General features: G+C 51.6%; 22 protein-coding genes. 7 read left to right on the top strand and 15 right to left on the bottom strand.

Going from position 1 to position 22,010, the window contains the following annotated elements; translation table 11 throughout:
* Positions 1-37: 37 nt before the first annotated feature.
* The 4 genes from ACP5D4_RS15775 to ACP5D4_RS15760 form a co-directional block, all read right to left on the bottom strand.
* Positions 38-799, bottom strand: a complete 762-nt coding sequence (locus tag ACP5D4_RS15775) for a hypothetical protein (protein WP_428012584.1) — start codon at positions 797-799, stop codon at positions 38-40.
* Positions 792-1,721: an SPL family radical SAM protein gene (locus tag ACP5D4_RS15770; RefSeq protein WP_428012583.1), complete on the bottom strand. Its 930-nt coding sequence runs from the start codon at positions 1,719-1,721 to the stop codon at positions 792-794. The genes ACP5D4_RS15775 and ACP5D4_RS15770 overlap by 8 nt, the downstream gene beginning before the upstream one ends.
* A 124-nt stretch (positions 1,722-1,845) precedes the next feature.
* The gene (locus ACP5D4_RS15765; RefSeq protein WP_428012582.1) at positions 1,846-4,206 is read right to left on the bottom strand and encodes an AAA-like domain-containing protein; all 2,361 of its coding nucleotides are present in this window, start codon (positions 4,204-4,206) and stop codon (positions 1,846-1,848) included.
* A 68-nt stretch (positions 4,207-4,274) separates the two neighbouring features.
* A complete protein-coding gene (locus ACP5D4_RS15760; RefSeq protein WP_428012581.1) occupies positions 4,275-6,317 on the bottom strand; it encodes an AAA-like domain-containing protein in 2,043 nt (680 codons plus the stop codon).
* A 327-nt stretch (positions 6,318-6,644) separates the two neighbouring features.
* Here ACP5D4_RS15760 and ACP5D4_RS15755 point away from each other — a divergent pair, with 327 nt between their 5' ends.
* Positions 6,645-6,971 (top strand): NfeD family protein, encoded by a 327-nt coding sequence (locus ACP5D4_RS15755; protein ID WP_428012580.1) that lies wholly within the window; start codon positions 6,645-6,647, stop codon positions 6,969-6,971.
* A 37-nt stretch (positions 6,972-7,008) separates the two neighbouring features.
* Complete coding sequence (locus ACP5D4_RS15750) at positions 7,009-9,429, top strand: VIT domain-containing protein (protein ID WP_428012579.1); 2,421 nt, start codon at positions 7,009-7,011, stop codon at positions 9,427-9,429.
* A gap of 40 nt (positions 9,430-9,469) precedes the next feature.
* Here ACP5D4_RS15750 and ACP5D4_RS15745 read toward each other — a convergent pair whose 3' ends face one another.
* From ACP5D4_RS15745 to ACP5D4_RS15735, 3 genes are all read right to left on the bottom strand, one after another.
* Positions 9,470-9,802 carry a nucleoside triphosphate pyrophosphohydrolase gene (locus ACP5D4_RS15745; protein ID WP_428012578.1) on the bottom strand — a complete coding sequence of 111 codons (333 nt, stop codon included), beginning with the start codon at positions 9,800-9,802 and terminating at the stop codon, positions 9,470-9,472.
* 178 nt (positions 9,803-9,980) lie between these two features.
* Complete coding sequence (locus ACP5D4_RS15740) at positions 9,981-10,430, bottom strand: hypothetical protein (RefSeq protein WP_428012577.1); 450 nt, start codon at positions 10,428-10,430, stop codon at positions 9,981-9,983.
* A 190-nt stretch (positions 10,431-10,620) separates the two neighbouring features.
* A complete protein-coding gene (locus ACP5D4_RS15735) occupies positions 10,621-11,136 on the bottom strand; it encodes an N-acetyltransferase family protein (RefSeq protein ID WP_428012576.1) in 516 nt (171 codons plus the stop codon).
* Between the two features lie 630 nt (positions 11,137-11,766).
* Here ACP5D4_RS15735 and ACP5D4_RS15730 point away from each other — a divergent pair.
* The gene (locus ACP5D4_RS15730; RefSeq protein WP_428012575.1) at positions 11,767-14,538 is read left to right on the top strand and encodes a bifunctional acetate--CoA ligase family protein/GNAT family N-acetyltransferase; all 2,772 of its coding nucleotides are present in this window, start codon (positions 11,767-11,769) and stop codon (positions 14,536-14,538) included.
* Positions 14,539-14,542: 4 nt separating this feature from the next.
* Complete coding sequence (locus tag ACP5D4_RS15725) at positions 14,543-14,764, top strand: DUF167 domain-containing protein (protein WP_428012574.1); 222 nt, start codon at positions 14,543-14,545, stop codon at positions 14,762-14,764.
* Positions 14,765-14,864: 100 nt separating this feature from the next.
* Here ACP5D4_RS15725 and ACP5D4_RS15720 read toward each other — a convergent pair whose 3' ends face one another.
* The 4 genes from ACP5D4_RS15720 to ACP5D4_RS15705 all read right to left on the bottom strand — a co-directional run bounded on the left by ACP5D4_RS15720 (position 14,865) and on the right by ACP5D4_RS15705 (position 16,467).
* Positions 14,865-15,521 carry a DUF928 domain-containing protein gene (locus ACP5D4_RS15720; RefSeq protein WP_428012573.1) on the bottom strand — a complete coding sequence of 219 codons (657 nt, stop codon included), beginning with the start codon at positions 15,519-15,521 and terminating at the stop codon, positions 14,865-14,867.
* A gap of 120 nt (positions 15,522-15,641) precedes the next feature.
* Entirely contained in the window at positions 15,642-15,992 is a 351-nt protein-coding gene (locus ACP5D4_RS15715) for a hypothetical protein (protein ID WP_428012572.1), read from the bottom strand.
* Between the two features lie 17 nt (positions 15,993-16,009).
* A complete protein-coding gene (locus ACP5D4_RS15710) occupies positions 16,010-16,174 on the bottom strand; it encodes a hypothetical protein (protein ID WP_428012571.1) in 165 nt (54 codons plus the stop codon).
* A 71-nt stretch (positions 16,175-16,245) separates the two neighbouring features.
* Complete coding sequence (locus ACP5D4_RS15705) at positions 16,246-16,467, bottom strand: hypothetical protein (protein ID WP_428012570.1); 222 nt, start codon at positions 16,465-16,467, stop codon at positions 16,246-16,248.
* A gap of 206 nt (positions 16,468-16,673) precedes the next feature.
* Here ACP5D4_RS15705 and ACP5D4_RS15700 point away from each other — a divergent pair, with 206 nt between their 5' ends.
* From ACP5D4_RS15700 to ACP5D4_RS15690, 3 genes are read left to right on the top strand one after another with little or no spacing between them, the layout of a single operon-like run.
* Positions 16,674-16,886 (top strand): hypothetical protein, encoded by a 213-nt coding sequence (locus tag ACP5D4_RS15700; RefSeq protein WP_428012569.1) that lies wholly within the window; start codon positions 16,674-16,676, stop codon positions 16,884-16,886.
* A 38-nt stretch (positions 16,887-16,924) separates the two neighbouring features.
* Positions 16,925-17,212, top strand: a complete 288-nt coding sequence (locus ACP5D4_RS15695; RefSeq protein WP_428012568.1) for a nucleotidyltransferase family protein — start codon at positions 16,925-16,927, stop codon at positions 17,210-17,212.
* Positions 17,209-17,418 carry a HepT-like ribonuclease domain-containing protein gene (locus ACP5D4_RS15690; RefSeq protein ID WP_428012567.1) on the top strand — a complete coding sequence of 70 codons (210 nt, stop codon included), beginning with the start codon at positions 17,209-17,211 and terminating at the stop codon, positions 17,416-17,418. Before ACP5D4_RS15695 ends, ACP5D4_RS15690 begins: the two co-directional genes overlap by 4 nt.
* 193 nt (positions 17,419-17,611) lie before the next feature.
* On the opposite strand, the gene ACP5D4_RS15685 is transcribed toward ACP5D4_RS15690, so the two are convergent.
* The 4 genes from ACP5D4_RS15685 to ACP5D4_RS15670 all read right to left on the bottom strand — a co-directional run.
* Positions 17,612-19,999: a CHASE2 domain-containing protein gene (locus tag ACP5D4_RS15685; RefSeq protein ID WP_428012566.1), complete on the bottom strand. Its 2,388-nt coding sequence runs from the start codon at positions 19,997-19,999 to the stop codon at positions 17,612-17,614.
* Between the two features lie 11 nt (positions 20,000-20,010).
* A complete protein-coding gene (locus ACP5D4_RS15680) occupies positions 20,011-20,976 on the bottom strand; it encodes a DUF1822 family protein (protein ID WP_428012565.1) in 966 nt (321 codons plus the stop codon).
* Positions 20,977-21,008: 32 nt separating this feature from the next.
* Positions 21,009-21,641, bottom strand: coding sequence for a sigma factor (locus ACP5D4_RS15675; protein ID WP_428012564.1), 633 nt, complete (start codon positions 21,639-21,641; stop codon positions 21,009-21,011).
* 188 nt (positions 21,642-21,829) lie between these two features.
* A partial coding sequence (locus ACP5D4_RS15670; RefSeq protein ID WP_428012563.1) for a hypothetical protein occupies positions 21,830-22,010 on the bottom strand: 181 nt, incomplete at its 5' end.

Below are 22,010 nucleotides of genomic sequence, written 5' to 3'. Positions count from 1 at the left end.
AAATGCTTTCTCTAAGAAGCTTTCGAGACTTGCCACCTTAAGTGACCCGTACCCGATATTGCAACATCTCCTGTTTTTCTAAGGAGGCGTAAGAAATGCGGACGGGGGGAGGGGTCGAGCCGCTCGATCGCGTCAATCGTTGCAGCAATAGCGACAAGCCAAATAACGTCGTTCCCGGTCCCGCTGCGATGTCGAGTAATTTGAAATCTGTCGGTAAATGTTGGTTTTTATAAACAAAGAACCAGGCTAAATACAGAGAGTAAACATTTTCTAAAAAATATTTTAAAAAATAAATTTGCGGAGACAAGACCGAGGAATAACTCGGGTCGATTCCCTTTTTTAAACCTTCTAAATCTTCAATAGCTTCCTCGAGTTTATCCTCTAACCCGTTCGTGCGATATCGCTCGAACTCCGAGGTTAAATAATCGGCGAGTTGCCGTTCTAACTGCTCGAAAACTTCCCGATCGATACCCGTACATTGAATCATTCCCGTATCGATATCTTGCAGTGCGAACGCATCCGTAACAAACCGGGATATTTCTGCATCGGGAACGAGGGTATTTCGTTGAGCTTGCTGGAGTTGTCGAACCTGTCGCCGTAACGCCGTGAGTTGTTGTTGGCTGTCGAGACTTTGTTGCTGGAGTGTCAACCAATCTTCAAACAGCCGTTCCCACCAAGATAGAGAGGTTTTCGAGCCTCGAATTTTCTTAAACTGTTTCGCTGCATCTCTTCGGTTTCCCCGCATCAGCAACCACCGCAACTGCTGCGATCGATACCACCGAACGAGAGCCTCAATCATATCCAAATCCCTCCTGATTTTCTAACACCTCTGTCTCGGGAAGACGCTGTTTTAAAATCGCCTTGAAATTTTCGTACTGGGTTCCCTCGTCGGCGTACCACCAGCGATACTTTTCTTTGAGTGCGATCGCCTCTTCGCGGGTTGCGGCGACGAGCGATCGCGCGGAAGCGTCGTGAAACCGCTGTAAGACAACGCGATCGATCCCCCGCAACCGTTCCACAAACCAATCGATATCCTCCGGTTTCGTGGGAAGCGTCGGCGTAATCGTCACCGACAATTTAGGAACGTATCCTTTATCGGGATCGATCGCACCTGCAATTTTATGAATTGCGTGAAGTCTCGCCTTCAAACTCGGCGATTGCGGCTCGAAATCCCTGCGAACCGTTTCGCTTCCCGTAGGTACGCTCATATTCACGCGCAGCTTTTTCAACCGTTGAAATAAGGGAATATCTCGCGTCACCATCGGACTGCGCGTTTGAATCACCAAAACGGGGCAATATTCTATCATTACCTCTAACAAACGCTGCGTCAACTTCTCCCGCGTTTCGATGGCTTGATAGGGATCGGTGACGGTACTCATGTAAATTCGAGGCGGACGTTCGGGATGTCTTTTGTTCCAGCGTTCCAACTCTTTACGAAGCAGTTCGGCGGCGTTTTCTTTCACGATAACCCAATTTCCCCAATCGCGACGCATTCGGGTATTTGGACTGAACGCCGCCGCGTAACAGTAACTACAGCCGTACTGACAGCCGCGATAGGGATTGAGGGTGAAATCGTAGGCTTTAATATAGCCGCTGGCGGGACTGAGAATCGATCGAGAATTGCGGCCGTAAACGTTGGTGGTTCCGAAGCGTTCTCGGAGGCGGTGAACCGGGGTTTCGTCGCAATAGCCTTCGTAAAGTCGGGGGTTCGGTCGTTCCATCGATCGCGTCAGGTTCGAACTTTTCTTATTGTGACATTTTCTGAGGAAAATGGGACAGGATTCGGGATTCGGGATGATGAGGCTAAATTATCAATTATTAATTAATTTGGAATTGCGGTCAATCTCAAAATTCGGGAAATTCCAAGGGTGTAAATCCCACGGTAAACCCCACATTCAAATTTTCTAGAGATTCTACTAGCCAATGTTCGGGGTCGAAGGGATCGCTTTTGTACTGTTCTACTAACCGAAAGACGCGATATTCGAGATCGGATTTGGTGGGAGTGGAAATTAGGATGGTTTTGACTAGCATGACCATCAACGGTAACGAGCCGAGATTTGCTAAAAAGTTGGCTAGATAAATATGGTGTTTGTTTTCTGGATCTGCCAAGAGATAATCGAGCGTTGTTTGGCAGGTTTGCATAACTAAAATAGGGTTCGGTTTGCGGCGATCGGCTTCGGGATGAATTTTTAATATATAATCTTCTAATTCGTTTAAAAACCGTTTTTTGAATTCTATAGAATCAATATAAAGGTCGCAAGTCAAATAGTGAAATAGAGATTTTTTAAAGTCTCGATAGGTTTTAAATACGGAAGAGGACGCGAAAAAGTCTTTGGCTCGGTTTTGTCCGGACTGGAATTCGTGAAACGCCCGAATCAAGGCGATGTCGTCTAACAAGGTCGGATTTTGATATCGGCTTTGTTGTAGCGTATCTTGAGAGTTAGACGAGATGTCAAAAAGGCTACAATCGGAAGAGTCTTGATGGAGATATCTTGAATAGCGGTATAATTTGTTGGCAAATCGCCATTGTCGAGCGCGAACGATTTCTTCAATTTTTTTGCGATTTTCGCGAGTTCCTTGGCTGGTAAACTCAAAATAAGCCCCTAAGAAATTATATCGATCGATCTCATCGGCGATTTGTTGGGGTTTTAATTGAACTTGATGAGTTCGACGGACATCTTTGAACAAAAAACAAAGGGCGAGGTATTCATGACTTCGCACAAAAACAGAGATGCACTTGCGTAACTGACGAATGTGAGGGGGGATAGACTCGCCGTCTATCGAAGCTTCCGCAAACCGGAAAATCAACAAAAAATTGGAAATATAAATTTTATATTTCGGGCGAATTTGCCAAGAATTAATCACGATATAACAACAGCGATGTAGAATGGATTCAAACTCCTGACAGGTTTCGCGAGTCACGAGATTGCGAAGTATTTTAGCCCCCTCTCGATCGACCGTTTCTTCGCCGCGAACGAACAGGCGATCGAACCAAAAGAGAAACTGTTTGGGCGACGACGCACGGAGAGAACGCTGTAACACGCGATCGAACAGCTTTTGTCGGTCGTCTCGGGGAAAATCGGGCAGAGAAATTTGATTGAAATCGATTTGTTTTTCCAGCCAGTTTCGATTAAAAACTATCCAATACAGGCGGTTGTAAACTTTCAAAACTGGCTGGGCGAACTTCGTGCCAATATTCACTTTAATCGTCAACCCTGCCAATCGTAACTCCATTTGTTCGGGAGAGCGATCGATGGGAATTTCTCCTAAATTGAGAATATGACTGTAACTTTCTAAAAGTGCTTGACGTCGCGGACTGGCGAGAATGCGATCGCGAATCGCCCGTAAATGAGGCGGTTCGTCGTACATTTCCCAATTCTCTAAAATTTGCGTGCGAACCAAGTGTTCGATCGCGTTACTTTCCTCCCCCGTCGGAATCGTTTCCGTCAAACGCACCACGTACTGACAGAGTTTTTGCGTTAAAAACGGCTGTCCCCCCGTCCATCGTAAAATCTCGTACAGCAACCGTTTGGGACGTTCCGCATGGGGCGTTAACCCCTCCACCAAAACGTCGCATTCATAGGGTTGAAATCCCGATAAATAGATTTCTCGACCGAAATCGAAAGGATTTTTCGTGCGATCGCACACCAATTCGTTGGGCGTCGCCACCCCTAACAACACCCAAGTCAAACGGTGGTACGCCGAATAGGTTTGTCGCAGTTCGTAGCAAGAGCGAATAAAGCCAAAAAATTCATCGACTTTAAACCCCAAACTGAGAACGCTGTCGATTTCATCGACAAAAATCACCAGTTGTCCGCTAACTTCCTTAAGGAGAACCTCGCGGACGAACACCGTTAACTTTTCATCGTGACGAAGAAACGGTCGATCGCTCCACCACTCGAACAAATTGATTTTCGAGAGCAAATCGAACCGCCGCGCCAATTCGTAAGCGATCGCCGCGTACCACTGCTTGCAAGACATACAAGAACTTCCCACTTGCAGCAAATCGACGACGCCACAGACGAATCCCCGCTCTTTCAGTTTTTGCATCGTCCGCACCCGCAACGAAGATTTCCCCATTTGTCGGGAATTAAAGACGTAGCAAAACTTACCTCGCGTAATTCCTTCAAACAGATCGGTATCCGCCTGACGAACCACGTAAGTAGGCGCGTTTTCCGGTAGACATCCACCAACTTGATAGTTCACGATCGGAATTGATAATTAATAGGGAACGGGGAACCGGGAACGGGGACGCACCGCCCCCATCACCGCCCCTAAAGGCGAGATTGAAAATACTTGCGATAGAGGTTGTAGCGGAGGGTGACGTGGTTTCCCGGGAGGTTGGCTAAGCCCATGCTGTAGAGTTTGAACCCTTGCATGGAGTCCAGTTCCACGGGAGTTTCCGAGTGAATCACCGCTTTGAAGGCAGTGGCGAGATCGTCATGTTGTTCTAATACCCAGAGATGTCGCCGTAAGTGATCGCCGTAAATTCCCGAATCGGTGGGGGCGATTTTTAACAGTGTCGGTAAGTCGAATTCCCCTCGGGCGATGTAATACAACGCCAGTCGAACGAGGTAGGGATGTCCGCCGATGCAGTGCATCAGCCGTGTTACCTCGTCGTCGCCCCAGTGCAAGCCGTGGCGACTGGCTAAGTCCGCCACCATTTCCGGGGTGAATTCCGGTAAGGCGATGGGAAGCCCCACGTTAAAAGGGGATTGATTGACGGGCATGGGAACGTAGGCTTCGGTGGAATGGACGATGACGAGTCGCAGTCGCTGCCAGAGGGGGTTGTTTTTGGATTCTTCATGCCACGCCCGCAGTAAGCCGAAGAAGTCGGTGGTGAGTTGGGGGTAGTCGAAGAGGATATCCACTTCGTCGAGTCCGAGAACCAGGGGGCGATCGATCTCTGGGAGGAGATAGTCCTCCATGTAGCGGGTACAGACGATTTTACTGCCGAGGATTTCGCTGCCTTGCCAGTAGCGATCGATTTCTAAGGGGAGTTTCAATCGCAGGGTGACGATGGCACAAACCCACTGCAAAAAGCGATCGAGGCTGGAAAAAATATCGCATTCGGCGAATTGAAAGGTCAGTTGAACGGTTTCGTAGTCGTGACGGCTGGCTTCGTGGAGAATTCTCGCCATTAACGAGGTTTTGCCCATTTGTCGCGGGGCTTTGACGCGAATCAAGGCGCCGGGTTGGACGATTTCCTCGTAACAGCGGTCTTCGACGCCGGGACGTTCGACGTAAAACGCCGAAGCCAGTTCCACTTGACCCCGAGGAAGTTGGGGTTCGGCGTCGATTTTGGGGGGGTAGACGGGAACGGCGGCGTCTGAGAAGGATTCCGATGCTTCCGACAGGGTGATGGTGGAGGGTTCGCCTTCTTCGGGGAAGTCGTCGAGGATTTTACGAACCAGGCCGTCCGTGTCTTTGGGGGATTTCCAGACGATCGATCGCGCTTCTTCTAGGTAGCCGCGCAATTTGTGACCCAGCAAACTGGGGGGACAGTTGAGATAGGCGGCGACGAGGCTGGGTTTGGGGGACGCCCGTTGCGCGAACAGGTTGCGGGCTAAAGCGACTTCTTCAGTCACCATTTCGCTGGAGGCGGAGGACTGCACGCCGGGAGATTGGGACAGCAACACCACCAGGCGATCGCATTGAGACAGTCCTGTTTGAATCTGGCGGCGTCCGGTTGCGGTCATCCGCAGGTTCGCATCGGCTAAAAGCACTTCGTATTCCCGTTGGCTGAAGGCGCGATACAACGCCAGGGCGATGTCCGATTCCAGGGGGGCGCTTTGGTGGTAGCTGAGAACGATTTTCTGACAGGAGGTGGGGGAAAAGGGAACGCCAGAAAAGAGTTCGGGGCGATATTTGGCGTACAGGGACACCAGTTGAGCGCGACGGACGGCTTTTTCTTCTCCGTCGTCGGTTTCCCAACAAAAGGTTTTGCAAATGTCGGAAAGATGTTTGCGAACCGTTTGTTCGGTGACGTAGAGATCGGCGGCGATGGCGATGTCATCTTTATCCCCGGGAAGAAATTCGAGTAAAACTTCCCGTTGTCGCTGGGTCAGTCGGGCGTCTGCGTGCAGGAATTCCAGAACGTTCATGTCGGTTGTTGCACCCCGATCGGGGAACGGATTTTCTGAATTCACACCTAAATTCATACTGGGCTTCACATATGTGAAGGACTGAGACTCAGACTGGGAAATCTCAGCCCGACCGCCGTTCAAATCTGCGGCCGAGACGGGTCGTGTTTTGGGGAACTCACAGGAGTTGAGACGGAGGCGATCGCAGTCGCGCGAACTTTCACGAGAGTTCATAGTCATTTCTCGAACCCTTGAATAAGATCGAATTGCAACAGAGGAGATTCACCCAAACGATCCACGCTTTCATTTTACGAAGCGATTCCAACAATGTCTCGTATTCTAGGAAAATTTAATATTTTTAAAAATTTTATTGCTTGGGCGGATAGATGGTTTTGGATTTGGAGTTAAGCCATTGGTTTATTTTGGCGATATTTTTGAGTTTAATCTGTTTTTGTTTTCGATTAAAAATGATTTTTAAATAGTATTAAAATCAGAGCGAAATCCCGTTAAAATTACCAATCAAGATTCAGATATTTTTGTTCGTGTTTAGGAGAGAGAGCGATGACACTTTTTGAAGCCAATTCTTACAAAATGTTTCCCTGTCCCCTGTGTGCCACCGTCACCAGCGCAGTTTCCCCCGAAATGGCCGGTCGCGTCTTTTTCAAAGGCACTTACTGGCCGGCTCGCTTCTATACCCTGTCGCCCCAAAGCCTGGTGCAGCCGGGACAATCGGTGAATATCGTCGGTCGCGACGGCATTACCTTGTTGATTTTGCCGCGATCGAACCGTCAAGTCGTTTCCCAGTCAACCAACAACCCCAGTTCCAACCTGCCCAATTCGCCAACGAGATCCCCTCATCGGGAATTCGTATTGGCGAACTGCAACTAAAGTATTGAACCTCGCCACTGATGGAGTAATCATTTCGATGTTTTCCCAATCCTCTGCCTTCAGCCATCTCACCGCCACCGCCGCATCGGGGAAACCCGTTGTCTTTGCCCTGAAACATACTTGCGTCAACGCCCGCATTTCGGGAAATCTGGCGCGAGTCGAAGTCGAACAACAGTTTGAAAATCCCCTCAGTGAAACCCTCGAGGCGGTTTACGTATTTCCCCTTCCCGCAGACGCCGCTGTGGACGAAATGGAATTACAGATCGGCGATCGCATCGTGCGGGGGAGGATTCAAAAACGGGAAGACGCCCGCAATACCTATCGAGACGCCCAACGCCGAGGGCGCACCGCCAGTTTGCTGGAACAGGAACGGGAGAACATCTTTACCTATTCGATCGCCAACATTCCCCCTGGGGAAAGCGTGCGAGTTCGGCTGCAATACTCCAATTGCTTGAAATTCGACGGTGGCGATTACGAATTCGTCCTTCCCACCACTATCGGACCGCGATTTATTCCCAGTTCCGACGACGAAGACGCCGATCGCATTGTGCCGCCGACGGTTCCCGCCCCCGATATCGACGCCGATTTACTCGAGATTCACCTGGAAATCGAGGCAGGCGTTCCCTTACAAAGCGTTCGATCGCAATCCCATCGCATTCAACTCGAGTTCGAGGGCGATCGACTCCAGGTCCGACTCGACGGCAGCGATCGCATTCCCAACAAAGACTTTATCCTGCACTACCGCGTCTCCGGTAAAACCACCCGCAGCGCCGTTTTAACCCACAGCGACGAACGCGGTTCCCATTTCGCCGCCTATCTCATCCCCGCCTTAACCTATGCCGAAACAGAGATCCTCCCCAAAGACATAGTATTTCTCATCGACACCTCCGGGTCGCAACAGGGCAAACCCCTAGACCAGTGTAAGGCGCTGCTACGGCGTTTCGTCACCGGACTCAACCCAGACGATACCTTTAGCCTGATAGATTTCAACAATAGCGTGGGTTATCTGGCCGCCGATCCCCTGCCGAACACGGCGGAAAACCGAGCCAATGCCTTAGCTTATATCGATCGACTCTACGCCGAAGGCGGAACCTATCTCCTCAACGGCGTTCGCGCCGTGCTGGATTTTCCCGAACCCGACGACGGACGCCTTCGCAGCATCGTTTTGTTAACCGACGGCTATATCGGCAACGAACGAGAAGTCTTAACGGAAGTGCAACGGTTCCTCAAACCCAGCCATCGCCTGTACAGCTTTGGTGCCGGGAGTTCCGTCAATCGCTTTCTGCTCGATCGCATCGCCGAAACCGGCCGGGGATACTCGCAAGTGGTGCGTCACGACGAACCCATCGACGCCGTGGCGCAGCAGTTTTTCGATCGCGTCAACTCTCCTGTTTTAACCGATATCGACGTTACCTGGAACGGCGCGGGAAATCCGCCGACGATTTATCCCAACCCGCTTCCGGACTTGTTCGCCGCACAACCGTTAGTTCTGTTCGGTCACGCTGAAAATCGCGGTTCCGGACGGTTGACAATATCGGGACGACAGGCTGACGGAACGCGATACGAAGAAACCCTCTCGGTGGAGTTTACCGAAAACAACAATCCCGCCATCGCTCAATTATGGGGTCGCGCCTGTTTGAAAGCCCTGGCGAACCAGACCTTTGAGTTAACGCAACAAACCCTCGTCAAAGAAATGACGCAGACGGCGTTAGAGTACCGATTGCTGTCGCCGTATACTGCCTTTGTCGCCGTTGAAGAGGATCGATCGCAGGTCGTCGATGTCTCTGGTGGCGTCTCGGCCGCCGTTCCCCTGTTTCTCCCCGACGGAATGGCTCTGGACACCTCGATGTCCTTGGGCGGTCGGAAATGCAGCCCGTCGAGTTCGCCCCCTTCCCCTCGAAGCACGCCGCGCCCCGTCTCTCCCTCTCGAAGCCTGCGATCGGCAAAGGTTTCTCCAGGGCGATCGCGGAAGCGGTACGTTGCTGCTTCCCGCCGCCATCCCGCGAGTTTTACCGACGATTGGGTGACCGATTTACGGGAACGCGGGGCGTTGGGTCGATCGAAATCCGTTGTCAAATTGATGGTTTCGTCGGAAGCGACTTCTCTACAAACGGCTATGTCTAACCCCGGACTGGAAATCGAAGTGGGTCGAATCGCCGGCTTCGAACTCAACACCTTGGAACACCATCGCACTCTGGCCAAACTCGAACAAAGTCTGTGCGCTCTGCAATATTTCCCGAAATTGGGAACGTTCCGACTGATTTTCGGTTTAATCGTGCGCGATGGTAAAGTTCGGACGGTGGTATGTCGGCGATCGACCGTCGATTATCTCTTCCGTTCTGGCGACTTGCAGCGACTTCCTGAAATTAAAGAAGTGGTGGAACAGGTTCTGTTGAGTTGGACGCTACCGCCCTATTTCTGCGGCGAAATTTCGATCGAATTGAATTTCCGCGCTTAGCGATCGTCTCATCACCCCATCATCTCATCACCCCATCATCTCAACGCCCCTCCTCCGTCCATAGCAACTTCAGCCGCTGGCGAAATCCACCTCGTTCGTCGCGGCGTTGTTGCTGTTTGGCGTTAACGGCGGATCGATCGATCCCGTAAGTTTCCATCAAAGCGTCCATCACTTCCGACAAATCCGCCAGTTCCTTAATCAATTCCGCCTCGTCCGCAGCGTCGGCGACTTCGGCCGCTTCTTCGCGGAGTTTGTCCCGCAAGGCTTGGCGGTAGTCGGGAAGGTTGAGACGTTCGACACCGCAGCGTTTTCCCGATTGGCGAACGATATCGGGGATTCGATCGCGGACGAGTTTTTGAGGTTCTTGGCGCATAGTCAAACAGTCCTACCACAGGGCGATCGATTCGGGCGTATCAAAAATGGTAACGAGAAACGAGAGCGGCGAAAAAGCCGATAGTATTCATATAAGTCAACTCCTCACACACACACACACGGGCAGTCCGCTTTCGGACTGCTTTTTGTTTGAGGGGATTTTCGGCTCGTTCTGGCGTTCAGCCATGTAAAACGAAGTGCGCCAACCACCCGATACCCAGTCCCAGCGACGACGTTCCCAACAGTAACAGAAACGCCTGTAAATCGCTCAAACCAGCAATTTGCACGTCTAAGCGAAACAGCAATCCGGCCGAGGCTAGCAAAACAATCTGAGAGGAAACGTGCAGCCAGGTGAGGAAGATCACCGCCACGAACGCCGCGATCAGCGCCGCGATAAAGCCGCGAATATCCGATTTCAACCAGCGTACCGCCACGTTTCGCACGATCGACCAGGGCGACGCCAAGGCTTCCGCTAAAAGGATCGTCAACGCAATTCCCCAAATCCACGCCCAGCGGGAGGCGTCGGAATCCGACAGCACCCATCCCAAGTTGACGTAGGTGAGGAGAAACAGTCCAAAGGAAATCCACGGCCGCGTTTTTATCTCAGAAATTAAGTTAACAGGACGCATCTTTGACAGCGAACAGTGAGCAGGGTGCGTGACTTGAACAATCGGGTGTGAGACGAACAAACCGTCACGCACCGACAAGGTACAGCTTTTACAGCGAACAGGGGTAGGGGACGTGACGCAGCCTGAAAATCTGGGTTACCTCAGACCCACTTTGTCTTACCGCCTCACCCACCCACTCCCTCCCCTCATCTCAACAAAGCCGTTTTCCCAAAATCACCAAATCTCGCAACGCGCCATCGAGTTCGGCGACACAGGGAAGATACCCCCACTCGCAGAACCCAAACTGCTCGAACAGATTCAAACTGGGCTGGTTGTGGGCGAAAATAAAAGCGAGAAAGGTTGTCAAATGGAGTTTCGGTCCTTCGCAAACCGCTAAATCGAGCAGTTGCGACCCGATTCCCCGATGTTGGTATTCCGGCGCGACGTAAATCCCAAGTTCTGCTGTCGCCGCATAGGCCGGACGACCGTAAAAGCGTCGAACGCTCAACCAGGCCACGATTTGACGTTCTCGTTCGGCTACCCACAGGGGATAGCGACTGGGGACGTGACTGCGAAACCAAGGACGGCGACTTTCCACGGAGACGGGTTCGAGGTCGGCGGTGGCTGTTCGACCGGGAATCGCGGCGTTGTAAATGGCCACGATCGCTTTGAGGTCGCTTTCTCGGGCGTGGCGGATAGAAATCGCTGGGATATTGAGACGATTCACGAAATTTGGGGAGAGGAACGACCGCAAGGACGAGTTAACCCTAATTTAGCTCGATCGAGAGGGGGTAGCGTTTCAGAGACTCGAGGTTTGGAGCTTCGAGGTTTAGCCATCCCGACCTCTCTAAGATACCGGGAATCTGGCGCGAATCGATACGACTCGTCAGTTTAATCGTTTCCTTTGAGGTGAAGTTTTTTGGGGGAATCGATCTTTTTGAGTAAATTCAAGAGATATCAATTATTTTTTGAGCTATAATTAAGAATATTAGCTGCGATTTTTCTCGATCGCAAATACCACAAAACGTATCGAAAAACACAGCTAAATTATTGCCAAAACGCTTTTTAAAATCCGATCGGTATTGAAAGACGCGATCGCTCCAAACCGCCTGCCACAGTCATCCGTATATTTTTGTAAGCGTTATCACAAAAACGTTAATGAAAGGTTAATTTTTCTATATTTTCCGGAGATCGATCGTCGAGACTTGCAATAAAATCCCGCAGAGTTTTGAACTGGGTTTAATCCGTTACAGTAAACGAAGGTAAAGCTAAGTTGAAATTTCCCTTGCCCGAGAGTCTGCCAACGATACACTGTAGCTAAACCCCAAGCAGTCTTAAATTTTCTAAGGAGCGGTCGATGATTCGAGCCACCCCCCCAAAAGCCGACCCAGCTCACGACGTACTTCACTACAGACCCGATCCCCTCAACGCGATTTTCTCGCCCAAAACCGTCGCCGTCATCGGCGCCACGGAAAAACCCGACAGCGTCGGACGAACGGTCTTGTGGAACTTGGTCAGCCATCCCTTTGGCGGAACGGTCTTTCCGGTGAACCCCAAACGTCCGAGCGTCTTGGGGATTAAAGCCTATCCCGATATCGGCTCGGTTCCCGAAGCGGTCGATCTCGCCGTCATCGCCATTCCTGCCCCCGGCGTTCCCAAAGTCGTCCGCCAATGTGTCGAAGCGGGCGTCAAAGGGGCGATTATCCTCTCGGCCGGATTTAAGGAAATCGGCCCGGAAGGGGTCGAACTCGAGCGACAAATCCTCGAAGCCAGCCGAGGGAAAATGCGGATTATCGGCCCCAACTGTCTGGGGGTGATGAGTCCGCTGACGGGCATCAACGCCACCTTTGCCGGAGCGATGGCGCGTCCGGGGAACGTGGGATTTATCAGTCAAAGCGGTGCCCTCTGTACCTCGATTCTCGACTGGAGCTTTCAGGCGAACGTGGGCTTTAGTGCCTTTGTCTCCATCGGCTCGATGCTGGATGTGGATTGGGGCGACCTGATTTATTATCTCGGCGACGACCCCCGCACTGAAAGTATCGTCATGTATATGGAATCGATCGGCGATCCGCGATCGTTCCTTTCTGCGGCCCGAGAAGTGGCTTTGACTAAACCCATCGTCGTTATTAAAGCGGGACGCACGGAAGCCGCCGCCCAAGCCGCCGCCTCCCACACGGGGGCGTTAGCGGGTAGCGACGAAGTTCTCGACGCCTCCTTCCGGCGGTCGGGGGTGTTGCGGGTGTATCACTTGGCGCACCTGTTTTACATGGCGGGACTGCTGGCCAAACAGCCCCGTCCGAAAGGCCAGCGGTTGACGATTCTCACGAACGCTGGCGGTCCGGGGGTTCTCACCACCGATACGTTGATTACTGAAGGCGGACAACTGGCGGAACTGTCGTCGGAGACGATGAAGGCGTTAGATGAGATTTTGCCGCCCCAGTGGAGTCACGGAAATCCTATCGATATTTTGGGAGATGCGGACCCGGAACGCTACGCGAAGGCGTTAGATGTGGCGGCGAAAGACCCCAACAGCGATGGGTTGTTGGTGATGCTGACGCCCCAGGCGATGACCGACCCGACGCGCACCGCCGAACAGTTGAAACCTCACGGTTTGGAACGGACTTATAAGAAACCGATTTTCGCCAGTTGGATGGGCGGGGCGGAAGTGGCCACCGGGGCCAACATCCTCAATCAGGCGAACATTCCCACGTTTCCTTATCCGGATACGGCGGTGCGGATGTTTAACTATATGTGGCAGTACAGCCGCAATTTGAAGAGCCTCTACGAAACGCCGCTGCTTTCTGGGGACGAGGATGAGGAAATGGCGACGCGGCACGATCGCGTTAAGGAGTTTATCGAGGCCGCCCACGCTCATAATCGATCGCTGCTGACGGAGTACGAGTCGAAACAACTGCTGGCCAGTTACGGGATTCCCACGGTGGACACGCGCATGGCGAAAACCGTTGAGGAGGCGATCGAAGCGGCGGAAGATATCGGCTATCCGGTGGTGTTGAAGCTGCTGTCGGAAACGATTACTCACAAGAGCGATGTGGGTGGGGTGCAGTTGAACCTCAACGACGCGGAAGCGGTGGAAAAAGCGTTCGATCGTATTTACACTCGCGTCAGCGAACTGCACTCTCCCGACGATTTCCAAGGGGTGACGGTTCAGCCGATGTTGAAACTCGATGGTTACGAGTTGATCGTCGGAAGTAGTTTGGACGCGCAGTTCGGACCGGTGTTGTTGTTCGGAACTGGGGGTCAGTTGGTGGAGGTGTTCCGCGATCGAGCTTTGGGACTTCCGCCGTTGAACACCACTTTGGCGCGGCGGTTGATGGAAAATACGAAGATTTACAAGGCGCTCAAAGGGATTCGCGGCCGAGACCCGGTGGATTTGGAAGCGTTGCAACAGTTACTCGTGCGCTTCTCCCATTTGGTGGTCGAGCAACCCTGGATTAAGGAAATCGACATCAACCCGCTGTTGGTGAACTCTCAACGGATTGTCGCCCTCGACGCCCGCGTGGTGCTGCACCCGCCGGATACGGATATTTCGACGCTGCCGAAACCGGCCATTCGTCCTTATCCGATGCAGTACGTGGGACATTGGACGACACAAAAAGGTATTCCTTTAACGATTCGTCCGATTCGCCCAGAAGACGAGCCGATGGTGGCGAAGTATCACGAGGAGATTTCGGACGAAAGCGTGTATTTGCGCTACGCTCATATGTTTAAGTTGAGTCGGCGCGTCGCCCACGATCGACTGTCTCGGTTGTGTTTTATCGATTACGATCGCGATATGGCGCTGGTGGCGGATTATAAAGATCCGAAAACTCAAGAGCATCGTATTGTGGCGATCGCCCGGTTAACCGCCCGCAAGAAGCGCGTCCGCGAAGCGGAGTTTTCGATGTTGGTGGTCGATCGATTCCAATATCAAGGATTGGGAACGGAGTTATTGCGCCGCCTCATTGAAATCGGACGGGCGGAAGGGTTCCAGCTTATTTTTGCCGAAATCCTTTCGGACAACGGCGCGATGCAAACCATTTGCGAGCGGTTGGGTTTCCACATCGAGCGCATTTTAGGCGAATCGATGGTTCGCGCCGAACTCCTACTCAATCCTCCTAGTAACGAGTAACCTCATGATTGTGACCGTTAAAGTCAAACCCAATTCCAAGCAACAGTCGATCGCGGTTGAAGAGGACGGTAGTTTTACGGTTCGTTTGCAATCGCCTCCGGTGGACGGGAAAGCGAATAAGGAATTGGTGAAGTTGTTGGCGAAGCGGTTTGGGGTTCGGAAGTCTCAGGTGGCGATTCGATCAGGGGAAACTTCGCGTATCAAACGCATTGAAATCCCCGATTAATGGGAAACTGGGTTATCTACCCAGGTAATCTACATCGTAGGGGCGCAAATTTGCGCCCCTATCCTTGTTTTGGGGATATTTTGGGATATTAGAGCTGAATTTATTCGATCGCCTCGTCGGCCAGAAATTCCAAACCGATCGATTTCAGGAGTTCCCGCCATTCGGCGTCTACACTGTCATCGTCGGGGGTTTGCCGTTGTAAGCGGATCAGTTCCGCCAGTACGTCGAACCACAGATGTGCTGCGGCGTATTGGCCTGCGCGATCGATCGACGGACTTCCCAATTCCGGCGGTTGTAAATTGTCTGGGGCTGCAATGCGTTCGATCGTACCGTACACCAAATCATCTTCGGCGGGTAAGGCGGGATTGCAACGATAGGAAAACCGCCAGTAATAGGGTTGTCCGACATCGAGCGTCGTGGTTTCCGGAAGGGCGATTTCTACGAATCCCGCATCGCCGCTGTGGTTTAATTGGGTTTCGTAGACGATGCGATCGCGGCTATCCCGCAAGACGAAAACTAACGGACGAACTTCGTCGTAGGGAACGTAAAACCAGAAGCGGGGACGGGGGGAAATCGTCTGTCCGAAGCTGTTTTCCGGAACGATCGCGAGAAGGGGTCGATTGACCGCCGGACAAAACGTGCGACTGCTAGACCCCTCTCGATCGCCTTCAGAACCGCGATCGGGCGGCTCGAAATCCACTGCGATCGTTTCTGGAGAAACCATTAAACTCGCCATGGCGATCGAACTCAACAACACTCAATTTTCCTCCTTTGTCGTCCTCTGTCCTTCGTTCCTGGGCTGCTGCCTGGGAATGCTATCAGTGGGCTGCTGCCTCCTGTGCCTCCTGTTTCCAACCCTTACACCAAAATCCAAAACTTACCCATTTTCTGTGATTTTATGAATTTGGTATCGGGCTTCCGATATAGCAATCCCATTTTCAATCGGAGACACAATCCACGGCAAACCAAACGCCGTCAAAATGGCAACTCTTGCCGCCTCTTCCTCATCGTAAGTGTCCTGCAATGTTATAAAAAATGCCGCACCACTCGCCACCCACGAAATCACGAACAATCGCATTAAAGGAAACCAACGCCGAGTATAAGCATACCCCAACCAAGGGGTCAAAATACTCCAAAATGTAGACAGCCACATATTCTTTTTGGAGAGTTTCATTAATTCAATCGTTTCCTGCTCTCGAAGCTTTTCTTCGAGTTTTTGAATATTCATGTTCTTCCTAACTACAATCAAACCGGAAGATTCGGTAAAACGGCAATAATAATCACCGCAATCAACCCAAACAAAAAGCCCAAAACCGCCCATAAGGCGTGATTTCGATTTTTAGACTTCGCGATCGCATAACAGGCATAGCCACACAAGCCCCAACCCACGAGAAGAATCAAATTTGCCATTTTCGCAAAACTCCATCAACCTAAATTCACGAAAAAAAGGCAGAAAGCCGCAACTTTCCACCTCGTTTTCATCACTTACTCGCCGCAGCAGCGATCGATCCCAAAACCCCTAAACCGAACAAAAAAATGCCGACATGACGAGCGCCCGCATCGTCAGTCCGTTCCCCGTAACCATACGCCTGTCCGCCTCGAACCATCGATTTGACTCTCCAACCCGCGTTCGCCGACTGACTCGACCACAGCGACAATCCCAGAACGCAGGGAACCAACCCCGCCCACAGCCATCGTTTCACGTAAACTCATCTCCAGATGAAAGAACTGATAAGCTATCGGCGGCTTTGTCCCAGGTTTATGCAAATCGTTACATTACTTGACAAAAGGCAGGAGAGTCGCCAGAGAGCGACGACGATCGCAGAAACCGGGTATCTTGGAGATGTAAGCTTTCTCTAAGCTTTCTCAGCCACATCTTTAACTTGACTTAAAATCGAGGTGATTTATCGTGAAGTTAACAGCAACCAAACAAGGTTTATTGATTAAAAAAGGAGTTTTAGGAGACGAAATCGAATTTGAAATTTTCTTAGACAACGAGCAAATTATCGTCAAAAAAGGAACCAACCCAAAATATTCTATTTGGGATTTAGGCTCCAATTCTGTCGATTGCGACGTTCGAGATGGCGCAATTCATCACGATCGACAGCTCTACAATCCCTAAACATTCTTTTAGTTAAAATCAAAAATTAGGTCGATATTATGAATTTACAGCAACTCAAGCAATACCGCACTAACATTATCGAATTGGCTCAAAAATACAATTCCACAAATATTCGAGTTTTTGGGTCTGTTGCCAAAGGAGAAACCACCCAAAATAGCGACATTGACTTCCTAATCGATCCGATGCCAGAACAAGACTTGTTTGATGTAATTCGCTTGGGAAGAGCATTGCAAGAACTTCTGAATTGTGAAGTCGATGTCGTGCATAGTACGGCATTGCACCATAGCATCAAGCAGGAAATACTATCTTCGGCAATTCCGTTATGAGTAAAAAATCAAAATCCCCCTTGTTCTTTTTGTACCATATGCGAGAATCTATTGAGGCGATTGCTATTCACATTCATCAAGGCAAACAAAGTTTTATGACAAATAGAACTGTCAAAATGGCGGTACTTCGAGAACTTGAAATCATCGGAGAAGCAGCGAACAAACTGCCCGAAGACTTCAAAAAACAGTACCCGTCAGTTCCTTGACGGGATATCGTAGACTTTAGAAATATTCTCGCTCATCAGTATTGAGCGATCGACTTAGAAACAGTTTGGAATATCATCCAAAATCACGATCGATTACCCGCCCTCAAAAATCAAATCGAAATTTGCATTCAGGAATTAGAGCAGAGAAAATAATAGAAACCCTGCCTTTGGCAAACGCCAGATTTCTTGAAAATCACTTCCAACCACGCAAGCGAGTCGCGCCCCACCCACTCACCAACAACCCCAACCACGCAGGTACCCAAGGCAACCAAACCCCCCACACCAGCAAACCGTAACAACATCCCGACAAACCGATCGCACCCACCCCAAGCCCCATCGCCACAGACACCCGGCGACGGAACCCCCACCCCATCGCACCGCCGACGATCGACCACGCCAACACCCACAACCCATCCTCCCAGGGCGATCGAACCTCGATAATCGCGCGATCGTCCAACACCGCCGACAAAATTTGACTCGTACCGTGGGCGTGAATCTGCGTTCCCGTCATTTCCCCGTAAGGCGTCAAATGTCGGTTATCCGGCGTGCTTGTCGCGTCAACCCCAATCAAAATCGCGCGATCGCGAATCCACTCGGGATTCACCCGATTGTCCAACACCTCCATCCACGTCACCTCTCGCGCTACCCTTGGCGCGTTGCGATAGTTCAACATCAGTTGAAACATCCGCCCACTAAAATCCCAATACACAACAGTGGACGGTTCCAAAGGCTTCAAAACCACCTCGCCGAGTTGAATCCATTCCTGGGGAAGCAGTTTCGGCGCGATTCCGTCCGGTTCCAAATAGCGATACGCCAACTGCATACTCAAACTGTGGGGCGTATCGCACTGCGGCGGATGGCGCGTCATCGATAAAACGTGGCGGCGCAACAGGCGATCGCGATCGAGAACCACATCGTTAAATCCCAACCGTTCCGGGGGAATCCCCGGCGGTGCGTCCACTCCCCCATCGTCGCGATCGCGTCCTTTGCAAATCCCCACCAGGTTCGACTGTTGGAATTGCACCGCTAACGCCTCAGTTCCCGGCGCAACGGCTAAGTTGCGATAAAGATTCAAACCGATGACGCGGGGACGATGGCGTTGCAACGCCGCCAGCAGTTGCGCCAGAGTTGCGTCAGATGCCGGCCAGCGTCCCAATCTGGTAATATCCTCTTCTGTTAAATTGACGAGGAGCAGTCGATCGTCTGGCGCTTCTGGGGGACGCTGGCGCAACATCCAATCGTATCCTTTCAGTTCTAAACTTTCGAGAAGTCCCAAACTTCGCAACAGCAACACCCCCAGCGCGATCGATACGCTCAAATACAGAGGTTTCCGATTGCGCCACAGCCAGGAGAACTGAAGCAGCGGTGGCGGCGGCGCCACTGGGGGCGCGGTGGGAATGGCGGGAAACACCGAGGCGGCGGGATTGCGGAACAAGACGGGAAGCCAACTGGCGCAGGGAAACCGATCCTCGATCGCTTGCAACCGTTCTCGCGCCTCGCGAACCGCCAGGGACAAATCCCCTTGGCGAGAATAGGCGTTGAGAAAGGCTGCAAGAAACTGTTGCGCCACCGCATCGGCGACGGGTTCCCCCATCACTACCGCCGCCGGAAGTCCGAAATCCACCAAACAAGCGCCGATTCCCAAACCGTCGCAAGAGTTGAGAACCACCAGTTGCAACCCCTTTTCGATGGCGGTTTGCAGGGCAAAGGTGGCGTCTTCTGGGCTGAGGTGTTCCTGGGAATTGAGGGCGATCGCGCCGCTATCCTCGAAATCTTCGGGGAAATCCGAAGCGGAACGGCTATGTCCGGCGAAAAAGACGATATCCCAACCTTTTTCTTCCCACAGGCGATCGTGAAATTCCTGGCGAGAGGGTTCGACGCACCAGGTAATCTCGGTATGGGGTAACTGTTGCAGTTGTTGGCGATCGATCGAGAGATCGAGATTGTGGGAACTGCCGAAAACCGCCAAAATCCTCGTAGGGGCGTCACGGCAGTGGGCCCTGACACGGCGGTTCCCCCCAGCGATTCGATCCCGCCGCGAATCCGTCGAAACCTGTCGGTAAGTACGTCCGCTGCGGGCGAGTTCCGTGTGGGGATAGTCCGCCACGAACTGCCAAAAGTGCCAGGGAAGGCGGCGCGTCTGGCTGTCGTCGGTTTCGATCGCTAAATCAAAGGCGGTGTCTGGCGAAAGGTGCGATCGTAATTGCCCTTCGAGAAGGCTGAATTCCGGCGATTGCAACCACGCCTCGAACTGCGATCGATACTCCCGACACAGCCGTTTGAAATCGATTTCCGAAACCTGCGTCACGTCGTCCTCGGCGATGTCGATGCGCCAGTTCCAGCCGCTACCCCCCTCAAGGGAACCGCGACGCACGAAACCCCGATACAGCGCGATATACAGCAGTTGCCAGCGTTGGTAAAGTCCCTGAAGTTCCGGTGCCGGAGGTAGCGAACCCACTCGTTTGAGGGCGATCGTCGTCTCGTCAGTAGTTAAACGCAGCGTGACATCGGGAAATCCCGTTGCCAGACTTCCCGTTCCCAAATCTAACGTGACGAGGGGGCGCGTTGAAAATCTAACCACAATCTAACCGCTCAAATCTCGAAGATTTCGCTCAATTCCACCTCTCCCAGTTTCACACCAACCCGGAACCGTTCCCCCGACTGACCGCGAAAATAAGGCAGTTGAATGTAATTATCCGCTTGGCGCGATCGCACGCTAAACAGGATTTCTCCCGTTTCCGGCGATTCCAGAGACAGCGTTAAATCCGGCGGCAGATAATCCCCCTCCTCACTCGGACGAACCCGCACCCGCACCCCAAACCGTTCCCCTTCGGGGGCGACGGCGACCCATAACAAAACAGGATTTCCCGCGATGCGGATGCCAAAATCGAGGAGTTTCGCCCGTTCGATGCGATTTTCCGCCGTATCGTCTTCGCTGCGAAAAGCGTAAGAGGTGGACGTTCCCGAATTTCCCGTATTTCCAAAATAGTCAGACAGCGGTTTCCAAGGCGGCGTACTGGTTCCCCCTCGCCATTGACTCAAACGGGTGGCGCGACGCTGGCGGTGGGTTTCCAGAGTTGCCAATAGAGTTTCGACGGGTTGTAATTGAGAGAGATCGATCGCGCCATCGTGGAGCGTTTCCACAAAGCCTAAAATCTGACTTTCCCGTAACGACTCCGCAATCGAAACGATGGCGTACCCAATGCGATCGTGCCACGCTTCCGGCGGGACTTCATAAATCCTTTCCCCGTTACGAATATCGTTCTCTCGTACCGGACGACATTCCAAGCGTCCCACATCCACCACCGGTAAATCCGCGACATCTCCACACAAACTCGTCGCAGCGCAATAGAGATCGCTGGCTTCAATTTGCGTCAAAATCCCCAAGCACTCAAAATACTGTCGCACGCTCCACACCGCAAGGGTATTAAAAAAAACTTGCTGTCGTTTTTCCGGTGTCGGTTGCCACTGCGCCAGACGTTTCGCTAAATCTCGCGCCGCTTCCGACAAAGGAACGGGTAAACTCTCCGATTCAAAATCGATCGTTGTGAAAGACATTTATTATCTCCTCTTTTTTATAATCCTTTCCTTTATAGATATCCTTCCGACACGCCAAATTTACGCAACCGGGGGCGACAATGACGCTCGTAAAAGCTACTCAAGGACGAAATCGGCACGTTGAATTCCGCCGATAAGTCTTTCCAACTGGTTTCTGGCGGGAGACGACGCAACAGTAAAACTTGGACGGTAATATCGGGGCGATGTTTGAGGTGCAGTTGGCGCAGTTCCCCAGACGCATCAGTTTCCACCCAGCGATACAGTTCCGACAGAATGGGGGGAACGTCCGGTTTAGCGGCGAGAAAGTCCCAGATTTCGGCAGTTTCTCCGTCTTTTTTGCAGAAGGTAGAAACTTCTCGTTGTTGTTGTTTTTGGCGATCGCGGTAAGCGTCTTTCAGCCGTTGTTTGAGGTAAAAGTTCAACCAGGTTAGAAGTTGGCTTCTTTGGGGGTCGTATTTACTACAAAGATTTTGGCACAAGTACAGACAGGTTTCTTGCAGTACGTCTTCATAAACGGGATGGTTGTCGCGCCAGAGTTTGCCGGATTTCAACACTAAACGCAGGATTTTCGTCATCCCTTGTTGGTAGGGGAGACTTCCGGGGGGATGTTGGCAAGTCGCTTCGATGAGTTGCTGGAGTTGTTGGTGTAGAGACCTCTCGCCCATAGGAACTGTTTGGGGGTAAGATGATTTAGCTAAATTTAGGGTAATTCACGATCGATATGCCAGATCTGTGTTGACTGATAACGCTCGAATGCAGGCTTCAAGACTTGTATCGAAAAAATAGAACTCATGGAACGTAGATCGGGATATAGAAAAGTATCCATTATTTCTGAATAATAAGTATAAAAACCTCAGTGGTGCAGAAAAAATTTCGAGATCGGGAATTGACAAAATACATATAATATGTATTTAAGGTTGAGCCAGATCCCCGGCAGCCATTTACCGATTTGAGATTTTCGGGCTAACCCTTTAATACGGCGATCTAAGTACAGGACAAAAGTTGCAGAGCCTGGAGAAACTGAGAGCGAAACA

It is taken from the genome of Baaleninema sp., assembly GCF_049974805.1.
In the GTDB taxonomy this organism is placed as follows: Bacteria; Cyanobacteriota; Cyanobacteriia; order Cyanobacteriales; family Geitlerinemataceae; genus Baaleninema.
This window is presented reverse-complemented; position numbering and strand designations above follow the sequence as displayed.